Origin of the sequence: Bacillus sp. WP8, assembly GCF_000800825.1 — a bacterium.
Classification (GTDB): Bacteria; Bacillota; Bacilli; order Bacillales; family Bacillaceae; genus Bacillus; species Bacillus safensis.
Genome location: NZ_CP010075.1, coordinates 1,764,011 through 1,786,789 on the forward strand (window position 1 = coordinate 1,764,011; position 22,779 = coordinate 1,786,789).

A 22,779-nucleotide genomic window follows, 5' to 3' on the forward strand; every position below is an offset into this window, starting at 1 on the left:
CATGGCACAACAAGAACGATTTCATGATTTACCATTAGAAGAAGTAATCGGCGACCGCTTTGGCCGCTATAGTAAATATATTATCCAAGACCGTGCGCTTCCAGATGCACGTGATGGTCTAAAACCCGTACAACGAAGAATTTTATATGCGATGTACGCAGAAGGAAATACGCAGGATAAAAACTTCCGTAAAGCCGCTAAAACAGTCGGTAACGTGATTGGTAACTACCATCCGCACGGGGACTCATCTGTTTATGAAGCGATGGTAAGAATGAGTCAGGAATGGAAAGTACGAAATGTGCTGATTGAGATGCACGGAAATAACGGGAGTATTGATGGAGATCCGCCTGCTGCCATGCGTTATACGGAAGCAAGACTGTCTGCCATTGCTTCAGAGCTTTTAAAGGACCTAGACAAGGAAACGGTCGAATTTGTTGCAAACTTTGATGATACAAGCAAAGAGCCAGTTGTACTACCAGCAATGTTCCCAAACCTTCTCGTGAATGGATCAACAGGGATTTCAGCTGGTTATGCGACAGATATCCCGCCGCATCACTTGGGAGAAGTCATTGATGGCGTTATTAAACGAATCGAACAGCCGGCTTGTACGGTTGAGGATTTAATGACAGTCATCAAAGGGCCGGATTTCCCAACGGGCGGTATCATTCAAGGTGTAGACGGTATTAAGAAAGCGTATGAAACAGGAAAAGGGAAGATCATGATTCGCGGAAAAGCGGAGATTGAAACCATCCGCGGCGGACGCCAGCAAATCGTGATCACAGAAATTCCTTACGAAGTGAATAAAGCCAACCTTGTCAAAAAGATGGACGAGTTCCGAATTGAGAGAAAAGTAGAAGGTATTTCAGAGGTCCGAGATGAAACAGACCGTACTGGGCTTCGAATCGTAGTAGAGCTGAAAAAAGAAGCAGATGCAAATGGTGTGCTGAATTTCTTATATAAAAACTCAGATCTGCAAATCCCGTATAACTTTAATATGGTAGCGATACATAATCGAAGACCGACCTTAATGACGCTCACAACTATACTAGATGCATATATTGCCCATCAAAAAGAAGTGGTGACGAACCGCTCAGCGTATGAGCTTCGAAAAGCGAAGGAACGCCACCATATTGTCGACGGCTTAATTAAGGCACTTTCTATCTTAGATGAAGTCATTGCCACAATCCGCTCCTCTAATGATAAGCGAGATGCAAAGAACAACTTGATGGCGAAATATGATTTTACAGAAGCACAATCAGAAGCGATTGTTTCACTCCAGTTATATCGTTTAACGAATACAGATATTACGCAATTAAGAGACGAAGCAAGAGAGCTTGATGTGCGCATCGCAGAGCTTGAAGACATTTTAGCGAACGAGAAAAAGCTGCTGAAGGTCATTACAAACAGCCTGAAAAAGCTCAAAAAGACATATGCTGATGAGAGAAGATCCGTGATTGAGGAAAAAATCGAAGAAATTAAGATTAACCTTGAAGTGATGATCGCATCTGAGGATGTTTACGTGACAGTCACGAAGGATGGTTACATCAAACGAACAAGCCAGCGCTCCTATGCTGCCTCTAACGGTAAGGACTTTGGCATGAAGGATACTGACCGTTTGATTCATCAGTTTGAAATGAATACAACGGATGTACTTCTGCTGTTTACGAATAAAGGAAGCTACATTTATTGTCCTGTTCACCAACTGCCAGATATACGCTGGAAAGACATGGGGCAGCATATTACGAATATCATTTCGATTGATCGCGAGGAATCAATCCAAAAAGCCATTCCAATAAAAGAATTTGATGAAACGTCATATCTTTTATTCTTTACGAAAGGTGGAATGGTGAAGAAAACAGAGCTTCTTCAATATAAAGCGCAGCGTTATTCGAAACCGCTTGTCGCCTTGAATCTAAAAGGTGACGATGAACTCGTAGATGTTCATGTTACAACAGGACAGCAGGAATTGTTTATTGCAACGAAAAATGGTTACGGTTTATGGTTTGATGAAGAAGAAGTAAGTGTTGTTGGACCGAGAGCGGCAGGTGTCAAAGGAATCAATTTGAAGGAAGGGGACGAGGTAGTCTCTGGCCAGATCATTGATCCGAAGAACGATGTCCTTGTGCTCACGACACAAAGAGGGGCTGTAAAGCGAATGAACCTCTCTGAATTTGATAAAACATCAAGAGCGAAACGCGGAGTTCTTATGCTGAGAGAGTTAAAGAAAAACCCGCACCGTATTGTGGCTGTGATCGCTGCAGCGCTGCACGATACACTTGAGATAGATACCGAAAAAGGCACAACGATTCCACTAGATATTTCTACTTTAAGAGCGAATGACCGCTATAGCAATGGGTCATTTATTGTAGATGAGGAAGAGCAGGGAGAAGTGACTCATGTCCTTCTGACACCTGAACGTGCACCAGATGACAATAAATAAGCAAACGAAAACCCCCTGCGATTGGCAGGGGGTTTCTTTTTATATACAGGTCAATTAGCTCTCGTGGTTGCCAAACATGCTTGTAATGGCATGAACTACTTCAATTCCTTGGTAAACGAAAAGAGAAAGTGAAGTGACAGAGAATAGACCTAGAATGAAAATTCTTAAGAAAAATAACATCGTGTAAAACCTCCCAGTTTTTGTTTTGATTTAGATGGTTAGGTTAAACACGAGCTTGTCGGAAATAAGAAGATTGATAGAACACTGCAAGTAAATGCTTCTTTTTCCGGTCAAATCGATCAGTATGAGTGATGCGTGCAAATCCAGCTGTCATACTGCCAATAATCAGCAGTGCTGTAAATGCGGCAAATACTGCGCTCACATGCTTTTGTTTCTTTTCATCGCCCATTGTCTGGACGATTTTCATTTCATGTGATTCTTGATCGGCAACCACCTTCGCATGATGGTATACCTGAACGGAATGAGGCATTGAGAACAAATGAAAACTTGCAAGTGCTATGCACAAAACACCTAATTTTAATAGCATATTTTTTTTCATTTTTCTCACCCCTTCCTGGTTATTTTCATGATCTTACCACGTTTTCAGTTATTTGAAAAGTCTTATTTTTTTACTTTCCCTCTTTAAAAAAGCGATAAACATCAGGACATCTATAGGACTGTTTCACTTCATGAAAGGTTTCAATTTTATTTTTTAAATTTAAAAAAAGTGCCATGATCAAGGATCAGACACGTTTAGTGAGCTTGTAATGAATGTGGTTTTGCTACTGCTTTGGTAAAGATTCCTGCAATACATATGGCAAATAGAACAAAGATAAAGGCATGAAGCAGTCCAACTTGATTAGCAAGCAGCCCTAAAATAGGAGGGCCGGAAAGGGAGGCTGTGTAACCAGATAAGGTCACAATACTGACGCGCTTGACAGCGTATCGGCTATCATCGCCAGCTGCAGAAATGGTCAGCGGAAAGCCTAAAGATGCGCCAAGTCCCCATAAAAAGATTGATATCATACATACAACAAGTGAAATCTTTAAAATGACTAAGAATAGTCCTGCAGCTGCTGATAAAATGGCCACTCTTAGCAATAACACTCTGCCAAAGCGATCAATCAATCGTCCGCTGATCAGTCTGCCGCTAATCATGCCGCACAAAAACAAAGCATAGATGACCGTACTCATGGAATGTGAAACTTGATAGCCATCCACCATTGCAAGTGGAATCCAATCATTGGCCGAGCCTTCGACAAACGCAAGGCATAAGGCGATCATCGCAAGAGATATCGTTCGTTTGTTCAGCCATGCTGTTTGAGTAGGCTCAATTGTATCTGACTGCTTCTCATGCTGATCTTTTCCTGTCCCATGCGGGATAAACCGTGTACAAATCAATATGCTGAGGAAGAATAGAAGGGCAATAGCGAGAAGGTGTATCAATACAGAAACCCCTAGATGGATAAAAAGAATTCCAGCACCTGCTCCAATTAACGTCCCAATGCTAAAGGAAGCGTGCAATATAGGCAGAATGGTTTTCTTGATGCTGTACTCAATCTCTGTTCCTTCTAAGTTCATCGCTACATTACACATGCCAGAGCCTGCTCCAAAAAGAAAAAGACCAGAAGTGACGACAAAGATAGAAGAGAGCGTGGAACCAATGGCAAGGGTAGTGAATCCAAAAAACATCAAAAAAGCACTGATCACAATCGCCACTCGACCGCCTTTTTTACGGACGAATACATTTGAAAGAACAAGCCCAACAATTGAGCCAACAGATAAACCGAGTAAAATAAGTCCCATTGTTCCTGTGTTTGCTTGTAATAAATCTCTAACTTCCGGTGTCCGCGAAAACCATGTAGAAATGGAGATTCCAGACATCGTAAAGATCACAATAATTGCTTTATACCACTTTAATTCCATCTAATCCCTCACATTTAAAAATATATATGTTATCGAACAAATCTACTCGATTATAAATGAGACTTGCTGATTCGTAAATAACAGGAGGGAGGAACGTAATGAAAAAATGTTAGTCAAACGAAATTTCTTTTGGTGAGAGGTGAAATTGATGGATACACAATGATTAATGAGCATTTTTCAAGTGTAATGTTGGACTAGATGTTTTGACATATTAGAACGAAAAAAGCATTGATTTGGTAAACACACAATCGAACATCAACTGGAGCTATAAATGAACGATTGATAGCAAAGTTCATAGCATCTGGCGCTGTTTGACAAAAACGTTGCAGCGAAATGTTTTTGTCCATGAAATCAAGCGAATATCATCAAAGCATTTAGATGAACCAATTTAAAATTGATTTTTTCTTTTTCGTCTCAATAAGATAAGTATACTTAGTTTTGAGACAAAGGAAATTCATTTGTTGCTTAACTTCCTAGAATATATATTATGTAAACTAAGAAATGAGAATACATATTTAATTTTTCACAACCTCTACCACCTTCTCAATAAATTAGATTGGTCGTAAAGGTTGTGCCTTTCCTTATTGGCTGCAACAGTAAATTAAATACTTTGGGATATTTCGTTTAAAAATATTTTTCTCTTTTCATCTGTTGTTAAGTTAACTCTTGAAAAATGAATCCATTGGGTGTCTTCATTTTTAAGTCCCAAGTCAGCAAGAGTTCTGTTAATAAAAACGCTTTGAATCGCATTCCCACCTTCAGATTCTATATAATCCTTATCTGTTGTAGATGTTGAGATCACAGTTGTTTTTTTAATATTTGTCAATAAACCTTTTAAAGCCCCAGTGTTTTTATCTTCTAAGAATGCGAAACCTCTTAACATGACTTTATCAATAAATCCTTTTAAAATTGCAGGTAAATCCCACCACCAGACAGGAAATATAAATATTAATTCAGTTGCCTGACTTAATTTCTTTTGATAATCCTTAACTAATTGATAAGGTGTTTCGCCTTTAATAAAATACTTCAATTCTTCAGCTGAAAAAACGGGATTAAACCCATCTTTATATAAATCGATCACTTGAAATAGTTCTCTCTTTGTTTCTAGATTTTCTGTAATGGAAGTCAAAATGGCATGATTATAGCTTCCGTCCCAAGGATGTGCATAGACAATCGTTTTCATTATTCATTCACCCTTTTTTGTTATTTTCATCATATTTTGATGTACATTCATTTTATTGTATGCTATAACGTACTACAAGTACGGTAATTAAAGTGCGATACTAACCTAAAGGAGAGTGTGAAATGACGAAAGAATCCTTTACAGCTAATGTTGACCTAAAAGAAACTGGATTTGGGTATACTTTATCTTTAATTGGTGGGAAATATAAGATGACGGTACTGTATGCCTTATATGCAAACAATGGTCCTATTCGCTATAATCAGTTAAAACGAATGCTCGGGACTATCTCTTTTAAAACATTAACCAATACACTAAAAGAACTTGAAGCGGATCAATTAATTAATCGTAAAGAATATCCTCAAGTGCCTCCAAAAGTAGAATATAGTTTATCGGAAAAGGGATTATCATTGATGCCTGTGTTAGATGCAATTTGTTATTGGGGAGAAGAACAAATGAAAAAATAGTTAGAAGTTGAGTGAAATTGTACTTTTGGGCAAAAGAGATTGTGCATTCAGGCAAGAAAAAGAGCATCTCTCTTGAGATACTCTTAGAATGATAATGAAACAGCTATTTTTCGACCTCTTCCTATATAAATCCCAATACCTCATTTTGTTCATGCGCTAGTTCCATACCTTCTGCTAGATAGAGAGCGTTCATTTTATCTATGTCATCATCTACTAGCCAATGGCGGATCAGTTGACGCAATCTCGCAGCAACGGTCTGACAAACCTCTGGTGATAAGTAACTATCAGAATCGGATTGTTCCAGCAATGGGATGATGTCATCTTTCAAGTTGTATTCTACGGCTTATTTTGACTTAATCCCTGCCCCGCAGAGAGGTATGACGATGGTTTCTTTTGATTCCTTTTTATATTTCAAGTAGCCGGCAAAATTGACTGCAGATGTCACTTCCACATAAAATCCTTTTTCACTTAGTTTAGAGCGTGCATTCAATATTTCATCTTCTTCAATATCTATAAATGTACCATTGGTATCTTGTACAGCTTGTAGAATTTGTTTGGAGCGCGCCGGGGCAGCAATGGCTATCCCTTCTGCTAAGGTCCCTGTATTCGTAACAGGCGATGCTGATTCCTCCTCGTTTTGATAAGCTTTCACAAGAGGTGCACAGTTTTTCGCTTGTATGGCAATGATTTTCGGTATTTTATGAATCAAACCATTTTCAAATAGCTCTTTAAAGCCATAATACGCTCCTAGAAGGAGAGTGCCGTTTCCAACCGGAATGATTACAGCATCTGGAGCTCCTTTTATTTGTTCATAGATTTCATATGCGTATGTTTTTGTTCCCTCAAAAAAATAAGGATGATACACATGGCTTGCATAAAAAACGTTTTCGTCGTCTACTGCTTTTTGGGCTGCAGCAGCAATGTCCTCGCGTGTACCACGAATTTCTTTAATCGTTGCTCCATGGGCTTTTATTTGAGCGACCTTTTTAGGTGAAGTTTCATCGCTTAAATAGATGTCACATGCAATCTTGCAACGAGCTGCATAAGCGGCAATCGCTGTTCCTGCATTCCCGCTGCTATCCGCAATGACTTTTGATACCCCTAATTCCTTTGCCTTTGTCATTAAAACAGCAGCTCCTCGATCTTTAAAGGAGAGTGTAGGCATCATATAATCAACTTTTACATAAGTATTTGGCTCATTCGGATCTAAAAGGATTAACGGAGTTTGACCTTCACCCATTGTTACAGATTCCCAAGTCTTAGAACCCTTTGAAAAGGGCATGGTTTCAACATAACGCCATAATGAGTTTGGATAGTGATCCCAAGCCGCCATATCTATTTTAGGGGTATCTTTCACCAGGTTTAATACGCCGTTACAATCACATTTCCATAGGGTTGTTGTCATCTCATATACTTTCCCACAATCGTTACAAATCAATTGATTCATCGATCATCATCCCCTTCGAATAATTTTTTATACGAAATATACTTTTTTATATATCATAGGCAAAAAAATATTCTAAATATAAGAAATAGCATCAATTTCAATTTTGAAACCGAAATGTAATTCATTCGTTGGTACAACAGTACGTGCTGGTTGGTGTTCACCGAAAAATTCAGTGTAAACCGCATCTACCTTGTCCCATAGTTCAATATCAGAAATGTATAATGTCATACGCAAAATTTTTTCTTTTTTACTTCCAGCCGCTTCTACAATCATCTCGACATTTTTAAGCGCTTGTAATGTCTCTTCTTCAATGGGACCGAATTCTTTTTCTCTCGTTTCAGGATTGATGGCAAATTGTCCTGAAACATAGACCGTGTTTTGATGAACGGTTGCGAATGCATAGTGTCCGTTGGCTTTTAGATTCCCTACCTCAAAGATGCTTTTCATTTCGTTTCCCCTTCATTCGATTTATGTTTGATCTCATCCAAATAGCTATAGACGGTGACTTTAGAAATACCTAACATAGATGCGACCTTCTCAACTGAACCTTTCATTAAAAAAATTCCCTTTTCATCCATAAACCTTATTAATTCAATTTTTTCATGGCGTTTCATGACTGGGTGAACACTGTTTTCAATGATCTGTTGAATCAATTGATCTACGATTTCTTCCACATTTTCAAGATCATCATTTGTTGTTGTTGTTTCATTCTCTTGAACTTCAACTTTTGTAGAAAGAAAAGTATCCATAAATTGCTGCATTTGATTCAATGCTTCAACATCAAAATTGATACAGAATGCACCAATCACCTTTTGCTCGGAATCACGAATTAATGAAGTCGAAGAACGAATGGTACGGTTGTCTTCGGTTTTAAATGTATACCCAGCGAGATAATCTTCTTTAAAATCTTCTGATTGTAAAACAGTCTTTACCAAATGATCAAATGATTGACCAATTTTTCTTCCCGTCACATGATGATTGACTGTAAACATGACTGATGCTTGAGGGTTCGTTAAATCATGAATCACGACTTCACAATTTGGTCCAAACATTTTTGCAGTAGATTTTGCTAAAGGAATATAGCTCTGTAATAAATTCTTTATATGTTCCATGCCTAAGCACCTCATTTGTTTATTCCACTAGATTATATAATTTTTTATATGCAAAAACAATATATAGATTTTTTTATACGTTTTGAAAAAGTGGAGAAAATATAAAAAAGCAGCCTTTGACTGCTTTTTTTGCTCCTTTCTAATTGATTTTTTGCTGGATCCCTGACAAAATGACGTCAATTCCCCACCTGAACCGTTCCAGTGATACGGTATCACCTGCAAACATTTCTTTTTTCAGGCTATGGATAAAAGGAAACCGCGTTTTGTCTGCATCATGAAATGTTTTTTTTGTATCTGAAATTTGCGAAGAGCCTTGTTTCTTCCAAGAGACCTTTTCGTATGCTACGGAAGATACGTATAACAGTAACAGGTCTACTCCCCATGCAGCGGATGTAGATTTGATTCCGCCTTCATGCAGTGCAGCGAGAAGATGTTCGGTCAACTGTAAAAAGTTCGTTCCTTGCGGGATGGTGGAAAGAGAAATTTCAGCAAGACCTGGCTTTTCGTATAGCAGCAGGAAATAAGTATGCAATATGTCAAATAACTGTTCTTTCCATGTGCCACCCGCTGAATTTGGATAAACCATTTGGCCGAGACCATAATCTAATACGTAAGCACTTAGTTCTTGAAAATTGTTCACGTAGACATACAAGGATGCAGGTCCTGTATCTAATGCTTTAGCCACCTTACGCATACTCATGCCCTCTAACCCTTGCTCCTTAAGAAGGTCAAAGGCAGTTTTCACAATGAGTTCACGGCTTAAAGGCTCTTTAGCCGGCTGAGACCGACGACTGATAATACGACGATTTGAATTGTTCATACTCTCTTTATAACATGTCAAAGTCAAATAGTAAATTGAGCATCAATCTCCGTTTTCTTGAAAAGAATTCATCATATCTGCAAGCTTGACCGCAGCATTTTTTGAAAAACACAGTTTTAAACTTTTTTCTGATTCATGAGCTTTCTCCGATGAATATTCGTACATCATGTCTTCGTATTCTTCTATAGCCTTTTCGATATGATGAGGATTTCGGACAATCGCAAGTGCGAGTTCCATTGCATCAAACATCGCCATGTTTACGCCCTCCCCTGCGAATGGTGACATGACATGAGCTGCATCACCGATAAGCGTTACTCCTTTATGGCGATTCCATTTAAAACCGACAGGAAGCGTATAAATCCGTCTTGGAATGATGGCATCTTCTGCATAACGAATATAATTTTTCAGCTGATCGTCCCAATCACTAAATAACTCTAATAATTGTTCTTTTGCTTCTTTCGCTTGATGAAAAGGAATACCACAAGCCTCAATCCAGTTACGTTCAACCATAAGGCTTGCATACACTTTTATTCGTCCATCCCCGTTTAACTGACCAATCAGTCCTTTATGGTCTGCTAAAGCAAACATCTTCCCGCGTTTATTAAATGCAGCTAAATCAGGGTGATTCACCTCTACGTTGAGGATATTCAGTTCCAGCATCGTGAGTCCGGCGTATTCAATATCAATATCTGTTAACAGAGGACGCACACGAGAAAAAGCACCATCTGCTCCAATTAAAAGATCAACTGTCTCGACAACTCCGTTTTCAAAATGAAGCTCCGTCATGCCGTTTTCTAGTGAAACGCAACTTTCTAGTTTATATCCATATTTGATGTTTTCAGCATCAATTTGATCTAACAGCAGTTCGCACAAAACACCACGGTCAATTTCTGGGCGGGTGCCTTTTTGATCTGGTTCCGTTTCTTCATCTAAATAAATTTTTCCTGACTTATCAAGTAATCGGAAATCTTCTCCTTCATAGCGTGCGTTCCTTTGAAATTCCTCATAAATTCCCGCTTCTTTTAAAGCTTTTTGGCCTGTTTCTTCGTGAATATCCAGTGAGCCCCCTCTTTCAAGACTCTTGTCATGCACCTCTCGTTCATAGATGGTTGTTTGTATACCGTAATTTTGCAGTATTAAGGCGAGCGTTAACCCCCCAGGTCCTCCTCCAATGATAGCGATTTGCTTTTGATCCTTAGATAATGCCGTCATCGTATGCATCTCCTCTTCTTTATGAAAATCGTTTAAAGTCACATCTCATTTATATTATAACGAACACCGTTCGTTAAGAACAGTGTTCGTTTAAAAAAGTTTATTTTACGAGTGCTTTAATGAAAAGAAAGCCATCGCTCGTCACTATATGATACACTCCAAATATGATTCTTTTCGATTGTTTTCATTATGAGTGTAAGAGGTGTTTCTATGAATAAATTACTAGCAATGTTGATATTAGGATTGAGCTTTAGTGGTGCCGCTCTCATTCTTTCTGTCCCTTTGTTATTCAAGTCCAAACTAGAACAATCTGAGCTCGTGTTTGCTGCTGGATCAGCGGGCGCTTTTGCAGTATTTGCTGTCTCATGCTTAGTTCTTCGAAAACAATTCAATCGCTAAAAAACCTAAACATCATCCACCATTAGAATAGTGGAGATTTGTTTAGGTTTTGTGACTTACCTTGATATGAACTTAAAGAATGTGGTACAAGCTGATCCCAATACTGAGAGCGAATAACACAAGTGCCGGGATTGCTTTTTTAAAGGGATCTTTGGCCAATACGATCAGAGTAAGTGCAGCTGCCAGCATCGTGCCTCCTAACAATAAGCCTGATAATATTGCGATTGTTGGCATCCATATGCCAATTAGCATTCCAGCTGCGCCTATGAGCTCAAAGGCTCCGGTTAAAACATTAAAAAAAGCAGGTAAACCAAATCGTTTGAACTCTTCTGCCATTTTCCCTGATATAATTTTCGATCCTGTTACAAAAAAGAAAGCGGCCAATATCATTTGAAGAATAAGTATGAAAATCGTGATCACATCTTTCTAAGTTATTTGACTGAAACACTCAAGTCCAAATGGACAAAATTTCAGCTGATACAATTTATATGTCATAGCATATATCGGACATAAACAGTTCGTTACAGATTAGACATTTCAAGATTCATAGTGTGAATGAAATAATTTGTTTAAAAGTAATTTTAATTGTTGAATCTCTTCAGCGTTTAATTGCTTTGTCACCGTTTGATGTGCATCCATGACAACAGGAAGAATGGCCTTTTTGACCTCGTCCCCTTTTTCTGTTAAAAGCAGATGATGTGAGCGCCGGTCTTGTTCATTATAGATCTTTTTGACAAGCCCTTTTCGTTCCATAGACTGGATCATTCTGACGACAGTGGTTTGATTTTTATCAATTCCTTCTGCCAATTCTTTTTGAGTAGTCCCCTTTTCACTACTCAGAATACTTATAATACTCCATTGTTCAGGCGTGACCCCGTAAGGCTTTAGCCTGTTCGTAAAATAATTGGTCATTTTGAGATCGGTACGATGAACGAGATAGCCTATTAAATCTTGTAAATCCATGTAAACACCCTCTATGAAATTTATATGCTATAGCATTTATATTAGTGAAGCCTTTGAAAATTGTCAAATCATCCATCTGCTTGTTTAAAATCAATCCCTGACAAGATATATGGCACTGCTGATTTGATAAACTCCTCTGATGATAAGTGCGAACTATTTTTTCTCCACTCAACAGAAGCTCCGTGAATTCCCCAACTTAAAAAAACAGCTGTGACCTTCAGAATTTGCTTTTCGACATTTGCATATTGATTGATTAACAATTGATAAAAAATAATTTCAAGCTGTTCCCTCACAATAGGAGCAAGTTCAGTTTCATATTCTACTTGGCAGCGGTTATGCAGAGATTGTTGGAAATTCGTTAGTGCTTTAAAAATATTGATAATCGTATCTTCATCAAGTTTACGATGATTGAAATTTATACTTTCTAAATTAATCGATAATACTTCTGATAGTGTTTTATCCAGCAAATCGTATTTATCCTCAAAATGATAATAAAACGTCGCGCGGTTGATCATGGCTTCTGCCGTGACATCTTTGATCGTAATATCCTTAAATTCCTTTTTCGATGAAAGTTTAATAAATGACTCCATGATTAACTTACGCGTTCTTAGGACCCGAGGGTCTGTCTTTGGCTGTGGCATCTTATCCCTCCTCCTTTTTCAACACATCTATCAATCTGTTGGATAAACAACAAATTGAAGAAATTATTGGTGTTGGTCTCACTCATTGTGTCTTAAGATTTAATTGTAAAGTAAATCATTGCTTGATTCAAACAAACTGATAGGCAATAGCGTTCCTACAAAATTTGAGGAGGAAAATGAAATTGAAAAACAATGAGATGTTTTGTGATATAGAAACAGGTGTATGTGGTGTAGGTGAAGAAGAGGATATTCAGGTCATTGATTTTCAGCAACCTAAAAAAACAATAACGCTCTATTATGTAACAGATCCGATTTGTTCGCATTGCTGGGCAATTGAACCTGTGCTACGTCGATTTAAAGAGCAATATGGACATTATTTTCATTTCCAGACTGTGTTGGGTGGACTGTTAGAGAAATGGCATGGCGGTCCAATTGATCCTGCAAACGGAATTTACAAACCTGCTGATGTGGCTGGTCACTGGAGAGAGGTTGGAGAACATTCCCGCATGCCAATTGATGGGTCCTTAATGATTGACAATCCTGTTCAATCTTCCTACCCGCCCTCTCGCGTGTTCAAAGTGATTCAAAAACATCATGATGATGCACTAGCCTATACTTTTTTACGCCGTGCGAGAGAAGCGCTATTTGCATTCAATCAAAATATATCGGATATCACGGTGTTAATTGACATCGTCAACGATCTTGGACTTAACGGAGATGTGATTGTCCATGAAGCGGAGCTGCCAAGCGGCCAGGAATTATTAAATCAAGATTTTACTCTAGTTCGAGACCTTGGTGCTAGAGGTTTCCCAACGATCATCTTCGTCAACGAAGAAAATAAAGGAGTCAAAATCACGGGTGGCCGCTCATTTGAAGTCTATGTTGAAGGATTAAAGCAAGCATTAAACCCTGAAGAACTTGAACCGAAAAAACGCCCAGCTGTTTCTACCCTGCTCGAAAAAGAAAAACTTCTATTTTCTAAAGAAATTGAAGTGATGTACGATGTTGACCAATCAGATGTACGGTCTTTTATGAAGAAAGAACTTCCGCAGCAGCAGTATCAAATGAAAGAAGTGCTGGGGGAACTGTATTTTACAACTTCAACATAAGGAGAATGACGATGGCACATTTATTACAGGTGGATTTTAAGATGAAAGGCCCTTTCGGTGATGAAATGGCAAAAGAGTTTGCTGATTTAGCGAAAAGTATAAATGAGGAAGACGGATTCATATGGAAAATATGGACGGAGAATCCGGAGAAGAATGAGGCTGGCGGAATCTACTTATTCGAAACAAAAGAAGCAGCTGAAAACTATCTTGAGATGCATTCTAAAAGAATCACTAGCTTTGGAATAACAGACATCAACGCTAAAATCTTTAACATAAATGCTCATCTTACTCATATCACAAAAGGTCCATTAAAAACTCATCAAGGTTGACACACGAAAAAAAGAGCGGCTGATGGCTGCTCTTTTTTTCGTGTGATTTCATCGATTCATCCACTTTACATTTTCTTTTTTCTCTTCATTGACGACGAGTTGGAAGATATCAGGTCTTGAATAATGCCCCACTACATCGAAGTCGAATTGACTAGAAGAAATATCACGCAAATCAAGATCTGCCAGCAGTATCTCTTCCTGACCATAGACAGGTTCTTTTATATATTCGCCTAAAGGACCGACGATTGCACTCCCCCCTCGGCACATCTCATCAGGAGAAGATGCTAATACATCATAGCAGGCTAAATCTTTAGGATACATCTCTTTATTCACATATTGATTACAAGATAGAACGAAGCATCGGCCTTCTGCGGCAATATGGCGAATCGTAGATTGCCATAGTTCCCTGGAATCTGCCGTAGGGGCTATATAGATTTGGACGCCTTTTGCATACATCGCTGCTCTAGCTAATGGCATATAGTTTTCCCAGCAAATTAAAGCGCCTATTTTACCGTACGGTGTATCGAAAACCGGCAGTGTGCTGCCATCCCCCTCTCCCCATATGAGTCGTTCGGAACCTGTCGGCTTTAGTTTACGGTGCTTTCCAAGTAAGGTTCCATCTGGTCCGAAAAACAATACGGAGCAGTATAAAGTCCCGCGACTTGATTCGTCATCTCTTTCAATGACACCGATGACGAGGTAGACACCAGCTTTGCGGGCTGCTTCTCCTAATCTGTCAGTCGTTCTACTTGGAACTGGAACTGAATTTTCTAAGTAACGAAGCCAGTCCTTTCTTCCTTCTGGAGAACGGCTTCCTACTGTGGCGCCAAAAGCTAGTCCTCTAGGATAGGCAGGTATAAAAGCTTCAGGAAATACAACAATATTGGCTCCTTTTTCTCCGGCTTGAAGTGTTAACGAAATGGCTTTTTCAGTACTTGCTTCTTTATCCATAATGACAGAAGCAGCTTGCACAACAGCAACTTTACATGTAGACATCTTAACCCCTCCTTATTCTCAGTGTAAAAATAAACGTTTATAATGTACAATATATCATCATCATAATGAGTATGCCTTATTGGAATAATGGAGGGTAAAATGAACATACGGGACTTTGAAATATTTAAAACGATTGCGGATTGTGGAAGTTTTTCAAGAGCAAGTGAAAAGCTTTTTATCGCCCAGCCTTCCCTCTCTAAAACCATTCAAAAATTAGAGAAAAAACTGGGTGTCATCCTTTTCGATCGGTCAAATCGAATTTTCAAGTTAACGGATGAAGGACAGCTTGTATATGAAAAAGCGATTGCGGTACTGCAGCAAATGAATGAATTGCAAATGGAGCTGGGTGATACCGACACGCATATTCGCGGCCATTTAAAGATCGGTCTGCCGCAAATAATTGGTACCTTTTTCTTTTCGAAAGTGGCAAAAGCTTTTACTCAAAAGCATCCAGATGTGACGCTCGAAATGATTGAGGAGGGCGGCTTACATGTAGAAAAACTCGTTGAGAAAGGCGAAGTAGATGCGGCCTTTATTGTCATACCTGCCCAAAGTCATGAATTAGAAGAACAACTCATTTTTGAAGCGCCGTTTGTGGCTTGTTTACCAAAAAATCACGCTTTAAAAGATGAACAACAGCTCTCGCTTGAACAGCTTAAAGAGGATAACTGGATATTGTTTGATTCTTCATTTGCGTTAAGTCAAGTGATTTTAGAAAGCTGCCGTAAGGAACATTTTGTTCCCGATGTCGCGTACAGCACAACACAATGGGATTTGCTTTTGACATTAGTTCGTGATGAATTAGGAGTTGCGATCATTCCAAGTCCTTTAACGGACATGTATAAAGAGGACATTTGTGTAAAACCAATTAGTAGTCAATATATTCCCTGGAAAATTGGCATTGTCGTGAAGAAAGGTCGATATAAAACACGTGCTTTGAAGGCTTTTTTAAAAATCGTCACGGATATATACCATGTAGAAACAAAAAAAGCCTAATTCTCAAGGCTTTTTTTCATTTTAGATCACTTACTGCTCGTTTTCTTAATCAAGTCCACGCCATCGTATGATTGACTTTCTGTGTGCGTCCGGCAGTATAGCCGCCGATTGGTTCTGGGAATGCGTCATATCTTTTCATTCTTTTGTCCCCCTTATGATTTAAAGTGAGTGTGAAAGACACATTGCAAGATAAGCGCTCTCAAAATGATGACCGCTCTCTTTATGTTTCGAGCTTTATGATATAATAACTTGTCAATGCCAGCCGTTGAGTGAAACAGAAATGAACTTTTGGAAGGTATTCATCCTGGTAAAAGATTAAAAGATAGGTGATCACAATGAGAAGGCTTGAGTCTGGTATGTCAGTAGACAATGAAATATTTTCTGATATTGTCAGGTATGAACACGAAACGATAAGCGGATCGACGATTAGCAACTCGAATGTTCATTCACCTATATTTTGGAGCTGTCAGCTGCGTCATCTTGTATTTAATACGTGTGATCTGACGAATGCGAGATTTTTTGCAGGTAGTACGATTGAGCATTGTACTTTTATTCGTTCCGATTTGCGCTCTGTTGGGATTGCTAAAGGCGAGGCTGTTTTTACGAATTGCGAATTTTCCTCCTGTGATATGAGAGGAATGACATTGGAGAATGCTGTGTTTATCGACTGTACATTTTATCAATGTAGGTTTAATGACCGCATTTTACAAGCAGCGAATATTGTTCACTGCACTTTTACCGGTAAGCTAGTGGATATAACGTTTGAGGGAAATGGTAAACAAAAGCTGATCGCCAACTTTGAAAACTGCATTCTTGACGGTGTTCGCTTTACAGGCTGTGACCTGTCGCAATGTATTCCGCCAGCTTCCAAAAACCATCTATATGTTGAAAAGGTCTCCGCGCGTGTCAAACAGGCATTGCTGAAGATAAATCATGACCCTCACCTTTCTGACGAGGATCGGAAAGTACTGGTACGCAGCCTGCGCAAGCTTGAGCATATGGAACAATATATTTTTAACACGGCGCATATGGAGAAAATACATGGGGCTGATTTTGTGGAGCGATTTTTCAGTTATCTGGAATGTAACAAAGAGAACGCTTGATGCGTCCCTCTTCCTGCTAAGTCTAGGTCGTACATCAACTTCTAGTATATTTGAGTGGAATCAGTTCCCCGATTTTCACTTTGACTAATTCGCCATGTATTTCTATATGGAAAAAGCTGATTTTTGTGAATATCAGCTTTTTCGTTATGCTCTTTTATAGCGGGCATACATATAGCGAATGATTTTTGTGATGACAGAGGTACACATGCATAAAAAGGTCATCACCACGACCCAATACATATTTGACATGTCAAACCCAGTATAGGCAAATATGAAAATAGTGGAGACGGCAAATGTGATGATAAGAACGATATAAACTCGCTTAAAGATGCAGTAGCCAACAATCCCCCAAATCAAAGATAACAAAGGCAATGTAAATAAGATCAGCGCCATAGGATGAAGAAAGAAAACACTCATCATGTCACTCTCCTTTATGAACGGGTGAAGAACCGAATATGTATCATATTAATAGGAAATTCGTGCGTTGTAAACAAAAATTGGAATTTAAGGAATTTTTAATCTGAGGTGAATTGACAATCTAAATGTATTTCATGTTGAATGGAAAAAGACTGCTTTCAGTAAGCAGCCTATTTTTTCGAATATTTAAGTCAGAGCATTTTGATGTGTGAAAAAGACCTAACTATTTATCACCTGAATGATTTTTTCCTGAGCATCTTGTGCCTCAGGGATTGGCATGACGACAAACACATGCAGCATTTCTGGGTAAACAAAGGTTTTCATATTAATTCCTTGTTCTGTTAGCTTTTCATCAAGCTTTAGTGCATCTGGATATAAAATATCATGTGTTCCAATAAAATGAGTGATCTTCCCAAGATCATGAAAGTCCCCGTGAATTGGACTGATTAATGGGTCAGTTACCCTTTTATCTGCTGCCCACATTTTTGTAATGACATCTATTCCTTCTGGTGCTAGGATGGGATCTTTATCGGCATATTCAGATATAAGAGGATTGCTTAAACTCATATCAACACATGCAGATAATAAAATAATATCCTTCGGCTGCGGCAGACCTTCCATCTTTAAGAGATGCGCCAAGCCAAGTGAGATATTTCCGCCCGCTGAATCTCCCATAATCGTTAATTGATCGGTACTCTCAACCGTTTTTAGTATTTCTTTATATAGATTTAAGATTTTCGGATAAGTATCTTGGTAGCTATAATGAGGTAATTTAGGATATATAGGAGCGACCACTTTGGCATTAAGGGATTGAGCCATTTTATCCATGTACCACCAATGGAAATTAAGAGGCTGGTTTACCCAAGCGCCACCATGTATATAGAGAATCACCTTTTGCTTTTTCGACATTTGGTCATTCAATGTGAAAACCTGCATTCCTTCGAAAATTTGCTCCTTTATTTCACTCACTAATTTTACATCGTCTCCGATTGCATAAGGCTTCATATTTTCTATTTGAGATAGAAAGTTTTTGGTTTTTTCGACACTAGCAAAACTCTCTTTATTACTTTGGGACGTGAATAATGTTTCAAATTGAATACTTTCTTCAGAACGTTCTCCGTTAAAAATTTCGACACTCATTGTATTTTCTCTCCTTTAAGCAGATATGTTTATTCGTCATCCTCATTCATCACACGAAATGATTTGAGATACACTTGTACTTCTTTCTCAGGAGTCTTTAATAAGTTAGATAAAAGGTCTTGAATGAGGCGCAGGCTTTTGATTTTCTTTTCAATTTCTTCATGTTTATGTTTTACAATTCTTTTTAAAGTATCTAGTTCTATGTCTTGACTCAGCATTTCCAATATTTCTTTTATTTCCTTTAGTGAATAACCTAATGACTTGGCATCTTTGATCAATTGAATTTTCACAATATAATCTTCTGTGTATAGTCTATAACCGTTCGAACGGCGTCTCGGGACAGGTAAAATGTTGTGTTCTTCATAGTAACGAATTGCGGCAGGGCTTATTCCAGTTTGTTTGGCCAGTTCACCTCTAGTCATCAACTCCATTGTTACTCCTTTTTTGTGATTTTGTTTTACTATAATTACATTATAAAGGTTGAAGTATACTTCAAGGTCAAGAGATGTTTTCGTGAAAAATAAAACACCATCGCATGCAGCCGGTTAAGGCGCCCTGAGATGGTGTTTTTCATCATTCAATCTGCTTTTATAGGTCTTCTCCATTTGATGCAATTACATTTTTGTACCAGAAAAATGAATCTTTACGGTAACGATTCAGTGTACCATTTCCTAGGTCGTCTTGATCCACATAGATCAAACCATAGCGTTTAGTCATTTGAGATGTTCCGCAACTGATTAAGTCAATACAGCCCCAAGGTGTGTATCCCATTAAGTCAACACCTTCTTTTACTGCTTCTTTCATCTGTTCAATATGTTTTTTCAAATAATCAATTCGATAATCATCGTGAATTTTTCCATCTTGTGTCAATGTATCTCTTGCGCCAAGTCCATTTTCACAAACAAATAAAGGCTTTTGGTATCTGTCATACAGTTTAATTAATGAAATGCGCAGACCCATTGGATCGATCGGCCAATCCCATTGTGATAATTCCAAGTGTTCATTTTTAATCGGGCTGTCAAACGTACCCGCTAGCTCAGCGGCATCTTCACGCGCTTCTGCTACGTGTGACATATAGTAGCTGATTGCAACAAAGTCAACAGTGCCCTCTTTCAAAATTTGTTCATCCTGCTCTTTAATATCCAGCTTGATTTGATTATCAGCAAAATATTTCACCATGTATGTTGGATATTCGCCTCTAGCTTGAACATCAGGATAGAACATATTCAATTGATTCGATTTGACTGCCTGCAGCTGATCCTCTGGTTTTGTTGTTTTTGCATAGGCTTCGATTTGGTTAATCATACAGCCAATTTGGACATCTGGAATGATTTCCTTCGCTGCCTTCACTGTTAATGCACTTGCCACAAATTGATGGTGAGATGCTTGGTAAGCAGCCTGTAATTTATGGTCTACTAAATCCTCTAAAATGCCAGCACCTGTATAAAGACTATTGAGGTTCATATTCATTTCATTAAATGTAATCCAATATTTCACTTTGTTTTTATATCTTTCTAAAATCGCCCGTGCGTATTTTTCGAACAATGGGACAAGCTCTCTACTCATCCATCCATTATATTTCTCTGTTAAAGTAATCGGCATTTCATAATGAGACATCGTTACTAGCGGTTCAATTCCATATTTCGCACATTCATCAAATACTTTATCGTAAAAAGCCAATCCTTCTCCATTCGGCTTGTCCTCTAAACCTGTTGGAAAGATTCTTGCCCATGAGATGGACAAACGAAAGACTTTAAATCCCATTTCTGCAAACAGTGCGATGTCTTCCTCATAACGATGATAAAAATCAATTCCGCGTCTTTTTGGGAAATCAAATGCATCAGGATTTTCCTTGTATTTGTTTAGTTCAGCTGAACTAACATCGAATGTAAAGTTGTTTACTTTTCCTTGTGCATAGGGATCTTTATATGCCGCGTAGTCTGAAGTTGACAGCCCTTTCCCGCCTTCTAAATATGCGCCCTCTATTTGATTAGCAGCTGTTGCGCCACCCCATAGAAAATTATCTGAAAAACCTTTTTTTAATTCTTTCATTTCAATCATCCCTTCTATTTATGATTAATGAATGAGCATTAAGAGTTTATTTTCTCCTGCGTTGACATAAGAGTCACCTGTATGGATCACATCCAGGTACTTCGAGGAATTAGTGACGATAATAGGTGTCACGACATTTAATTCTTTTGATTGAATTCCTTCTATATCAAATGATAATAAATGATCCCCGATGTTGATTTCATCTCCTTCTTCCACCAATACCTCAAAGAATTGACCATTTAGGCTGACGGTATCAATCCCTACATGTATTAATAATTCAATCCCATCATCTGAAACCAAACCTATTGCATGTTTAGTAGGTGTAACGGTCACTACTTTTCCGGAAAACGGTGCTTGTACCACCCCCTTATCAGGCATAATCGCTACTCCCTTGCCCATCATTTCGCTTGAGAAAACGGCATCATTGACTTCAGATAACGGAACGACCTGACCAGTTATAGGTGCTTGTACTTCATAAGGATTTACTTGTCTGGCAGCTTGTTGATTGACTGCATGCTCTGGATCTTTAGATGACTTTCCTTGTTTTAGCGGCTGACCTTCCACTTTTGTGGCAGGTTCTTTGAAACCAAGGAACATAGTGACAAGAAGTGAGACCAAAAAGCTCAGCGCTATTCCAATTAAAGCGAGCTGGAAATTGTTTGTGCCTTTCATAATGTAAGTTGGCAGAGATGTAATACCTGGAATTGAAAATGCTGTCGTTTTGACTGAAAATAAACCATAAAAACATCCGCCAACTGCGCCGCCAATTAATGAAGCATAGAAAGGCTTTTTCAATCTCAGTGTGACTCCATAAATGGCTGGTTCTGTGATACCAAAGAAACTCGGCAGCAATGTTGATAATGCCAAAGACCTTGTTTCTACTCGTTTCGTGCGAATGATGACACCTAAAACAGCGCCTGCTTGTGCCATATTGGCAATAAAGTTCATCGGAAGCAGCATGACATCGTATCCAACTTTTTCAAAGCTGGCAAACGTACTTGGAAAGAATGCGTAATGCATCCCAGTTAGCACAATTAAAGGCATGAGGCCTCCCATTAATAAACCTGCAATCGGCCCAGCAAAGTGGAATAAAGAAGTGAAAAAGATCTCTAAATACTGACCGAAAACGTTTCCAATAGGAGCTATGAAAGCTAGTGTAAGAGGCGCTGTGATCATTAAGCTCAGTACCGGTGTAAATACGATGCTTAAGGATTTTGGAATGACTTTCGTTATCCACTTATCGATAAAGCTAAGCAGCAGTACTCCTAAAATAATCGGTAAAACGGAAGAAGTATAATTATTTAATGGAATACTCAATCCTAAAAAACTAAGTGGATCTGCCCCTTTTGCTGCCCCTTCCACCATCGTGGGATATAATAAAATCCCAGCGAGTGCCATCGCGAGAGATTCTCGTGTTTTAAATTTCTTCGCTGCAGAATAAGCAATGAGGAAAGGTAAAAAGTAAAAGACAGCATTTGAAAAGATTTGTAGTACAGCATAGGTAGAGGTTTTTTCTGTCAGCCAGCCTAAACTAACGAACAAAGCCATGATCCCTTTAATCAATCCACTACCAACAATCGCCGGCAAAATCGGTGTGAAAATTCCGCTAATGACATCGAATACGACTTCGATTGGATTCATCTTTGACGTATTTTTAGCAGGAGAAGAATCATTGCTGCTGTCACCAATCAGATGGTCGATTTCCTCATAGACTTCTGCAACTTTTGCTCCAATAATGACTTGGAATTGTCCGCTTTGGAATTGCGCTCCGAGCACTCCATCTACTGTTTTCAGTTCATCTACTTTTACCTGTTTTTCATCGTTGATATTAAATCTCAGCCTCGTAATACAATGCCAGCTTTGAGATATATTGCCTGTTCCGCCGATTAATTTGATAATTTCTTGCGCCAATTCTTTGTTGTTCATGTCTTCACCCCTTCATTTTCACAAAAAAAACCTAAACAAAATCCACCATTAGAAAGACCATTCTTCTAAATGGAGATTTGTTTAGGTTAATGCTTTTTCATAAC

The 22,779-nt window shown here is 38.6% G+C and carries 25 protein-coding genes; 7 read left to right on the forward strand and 18 right to left on the reverse strand.

The features are described 5' to 3' along the window. The first annotated feature begins 1 nt into the window (after position 1). Complete coding sequence (parC, locus tag QR42_RS08745; protein ID WP_039178942.1) at positions 2–2,440, forward strand: DNA topoisomerase IV subunit A; 2,439 nt, start codon at positions 2–4, stop codon at positions 2,438–2,440. Positions 2,441–2,494: 54 nt separating this feature from the next. Here the strand turns inward: parC and QR42_RS19705 are convergent, their stop codons facing one another. From QR42_RS19705 to QR42_RS08760, 4 genes are all read right to left on the reverse strand, one after another. Beyond that, positions 2,495–2,620, reverse strand: coding sequence for a hypothetical protein (locus QR42_RS19705; RefSeq protein ID WP_254966705.1), 126 nt, complete (start codon positions 2,618–2,620; stop codon positions 2,495–2,497). 43 nt (positions 2,621–2,663) lie between these two features. Beyond that, a complete protein-coding gene (locus QR42_RS08750) occupies positions 2,664–2,999 on the reverse strand; it encodes a hypothetical protein (protein WP_039178946.1) in 336 nt (111 codons plus the stop codon). A 194-nt stretch (positions 3,000–3,193) separates the two neighbouring features. Continuing rightward, positions 3,194–4,366 carry an MFS transporter gene (locus tag QR42_RS08755; RefSeq protein ID WP_039178949.1) on the reverse strand — a complete coding sequence of 391 codons (1,173 nt, stop codon included), beginning with the start codon at positions 4,364–4,366 and terminating at the stop codon, positions 3,194–3,196. 601 nt (positions 4,367–4,967) lie between these two features. Beyond that, positions 4,968–5,549: an NAD(P)H-dependent oxidoreductase gene (locus QR42_RS08760; RefSeq protein WP_039178952.1), complete on the reverse strand. Its 582-nt coding sequence runs from the start codon at positions 5,547–5,549 to the stop codon at positions 4,968–4,970. Between the two features lie 122 nt (positions 5,550–5,671). Here QR42_RS08760 and QR42_RS08765 point away from each other — a divergent pair, with 122 nt between their 5' ends. Then, positions 5,672–6,013: a winged helix-turn-helix transcriptional regulator gene (locus tag QR42_RS08765; protein WP_039178956.1), complete on the forward strand. Its 342-nt coding sequence runs from the start codon at positions 5,672–5,674 to the stop codon at positions 6,011–6,013. Positions 6,014–6,356: 343 nt separating this feature from the next. Here the strand turns inward: QR42_RS08765 and QR42_RS08775 are convergent, their stop codons facing one another. The 5 genes from QR42_RS08775 to QR42_RS08795 form a co-directional block, all read right to left on the reverse strand. Next, positions 6,357–7,460, reverse strand: coding sequence for a threonine synthase (locus QR42_RS08775; RefSeq protein WP_039178959.1), 1,104 nt, complete (start codon positions 7,458–7,460; stop codon positions 6,357–6,359). Between the two features lie 72 nt (positions 7,461–7,532). After that, positions 7,533–7,907 (reverse strand): RidA family protein, encoded by a 375-nt coding sequence (locus tag QR42_RS08780; RefSeq protein ID WP_039178961.1) that lies wholly within the window; start codon positions 7,905–7,907, stop codon positions 7,533–7,535. Further along, positions 7,904–8,572, reverse strand: coding sequence for a helix-turn-helix transcriptional regulator (locus QR42_RS08785; RefSeq protein ID WP_039178964.1), 669 nt, complete (start codon positions 8,570–8,572; stop codon positions 7,904–7,906). Before QR42_RS08785 ends, QR42_RS08780 begins: the two co-directional genes overlap by 4 nt. 139 nt (positions 8,573–8,711) lie before the next feature. Next, entirely contained in the window at positions 8,712–9,392 is a 681-nt protein-coding gene (locus QR42_RS08790) for a TetR/AcrR family transcriptional regulator (RefSeq protein ID WP_039178966.1), read from the reverse strand. A gap of 42 nt (positions 9,393–9,434) precedes the next feature. Further along, positions 9,435–10,604, reverse strand: a complete 1,170-nt coding sequence (locus QR42_RS08795) for an FAD-dependent oxidoreductase (protein WP_039178969.1) — start codon at positions 10,602–10,604, stop codon at positions 9,435–9,437. A 210-nt stretch (positions 10,605–10,814) separates the two neighbouring features. Between QR42_RS08795 and QR42_RS08800 the strand changes: the two genes are divergently transcribed. Next, complete coding sequence (locus tag QR42_RS08800) at positions 10,815–11,003, forward strand: hypothetical protein (protein WP_039178972.1); 189 nt, start codon at positions 10,815–10,817, stop codon at positions 11,001–11,003. A 72-nt stretch (positions 11,004–11,075) separates the two neighbouring features. On the opposite strand, the gene QR42_RS08805 is transcribed toward QR42_RS08800, so the two are convergent. The 3 genes from QR42_RS08805 to QR42_RS08815 form a co-directional block, all read right to left on the reverse strand. Continuing rightward, positions 11,076–11,423: a DoxX family protein gene (locus QR42_RS08805; RefSeq protein WP_039178975.1), complete on the reverse strand. Its 348-nt coding sequence runs from the start codon at positions 11,421–11,423 to the stop codon at positions 11,076–11,078. 117 nt (positions 11,424–11,540) lie between these two features. Then, the gene (locus QR42_RS08810; protein ID WP_039178978.1) at positions 11,541–11,966 is read right to left on the reverse strand and encodes a MarR family winged helix-turn-helix transcriptional regulator; all 426 of its coding nucleotides are present in this window, start codon (positions 11,964–11,966) and stop codon (positions 11,541–11,543) included. Between the two features lie 68 nt (positions 11,967–12,034). Next, positions 12,035–12,607 (reverse strand): TetR/AcrR family transcriptional regulator, encoded by a 573-nt coding sequence (locus QR42_RS08815; RefSeq protein WP_039178980.1) that lies wholly within the window; start codon positions 12,605–12,607, stop codon positions 12,035–12,037. Between the two features lie 182 nt (positions 12,608–12,789). Here QR42_RS08815 and QR42_RS08820 point away from each other — a divergent pair, with 182 nt between their 5' ends. Further along, positions 12,790–13,716: a DsbA family protein gene (locus tag QR42_RS08820; protein WP_039178983.1), complete on the forward strand. Its 927-nt coding sequence runs from the start codon at positions 12,790–12,792 to the stop codon at positions 13,714–13,716. An 11-nt stretch (positions 13,717–13,727) separates the two neighbouring features. Then, entirely contained in the window at positions 13,728–14,045 is a 318-nt protein-coding gene (locus QR42_RS08825; protein WP_039178985.1) for a monooxygenase, read from the forward strand. A 48-nt stretch (positions 14,046–14,093) separates the two neighbouring features. On the opposite strand, the gene QR42_RS08830 is transcribed toward QR42_RS08825, so the two are convergent. Then, positions 14,094–15,041 carry a carbon-nitrogen hydrolase family protein gene (locus QR42_RS08830; RefSeq protein ID WP_039178988.1) on the reverse strand — a complete coding sequence of 316 codons (948 nt, stop codon included), beginning with the start codon at positions 15,039–15,041 and terminating at the stop codon, positions 14,094–14,096. Between the two features lie 99 nt (positions 15,042–15,140). Between QR42_RS08830 and QR42_RS08835 the strand changes: the two genes are divergently transcribed. Beyond that, entirely contained in the window at positions 15,141–16,037 is an 897-nt protein-coding gene (locus QR42_RS08835) for a LysR family transcriptional regulator (RefSeq protein WP_039178990.1), read from the forward strand. 335 nt (positions 16,038–16,372) lie between these two features. Further along, positions 16,373–17,140: a pentapeptide repeat-containing protein gene (locus QR42_RS08840; RefSeq protein WP_039178993.1), complete on the forward strand. Its 768-nt coding sequence runs from the start codon at positions 16,373–16,375 to the stop codon at positions 17,138–17,140. 144 nt (positions 17,141–17,284) lie between these two features. On the opposite strand, the gene QR42_RS08845 is transcribed toward QR42_RS08840, so the two are convergent. From QR42_RS08845 to QR42_RS08865, 5 genes are all read right to left on the reverse strand, one after another. Beyond that, the gene (locus QR42_RS08845) at positions 17,285–17,557 is read right to left on the reverse strand and encodes a DUF2651 family protein (protein ID WP_025093220.1); all 273 of its coding nucleotides are present in this window, start codon (positions 17,555–17,557) and stop codon (positions 17,285–17,287) included. A gap of 219 nt (positions 17,558–17,776) precedes the next feature. Next, entirely contained in the window at positions 17,777–18,697 is a 921-nt protein-coding gene (locus tag QR42_RS08850) for an alpha/beta hydrolase fold domain-containing protein (RefSeq protein WP_039178996.1), read from the reverse strand. 29 nt (positions 18,698–18,726) lie between these two features. Next, positions 18,727–19,128, reverse strand: coding sequence for a MerR family transcriptional regulator (locus QR42_RS08855; RefSeq protein WP_039178999.1), 402 nt, complete (start codon positions 19,126–19,128; stop codon positions 18,727–18,729). 157 nt (positions 19,129–19,285) lie between these two features. Continuing rightward, a complete protein-coding gene (locus tag QR42_RS08860; protein ID WP_200885525.1) occupies positions 19,286–20,749 on the reverse strand; it encodes a glycoside hydrolase family 1 protein in 1,464 nt (487 codons plus the stop codon). 24 nt (positions 20,750–20,773) lie between these two features. Next, positions 20,774–22,675, reverse strand: coding sequence for a beta-glucoside-specific PTS transporter subunit IIABC (locus QR42_RS08865; protein WP_039179004.1), 1,902 nt, complete (start codon positions 22,673–22,675; stop codon positions 20,774–20,776). Positions 22,676–22,779: the final 104 nt, after the last annotated feature.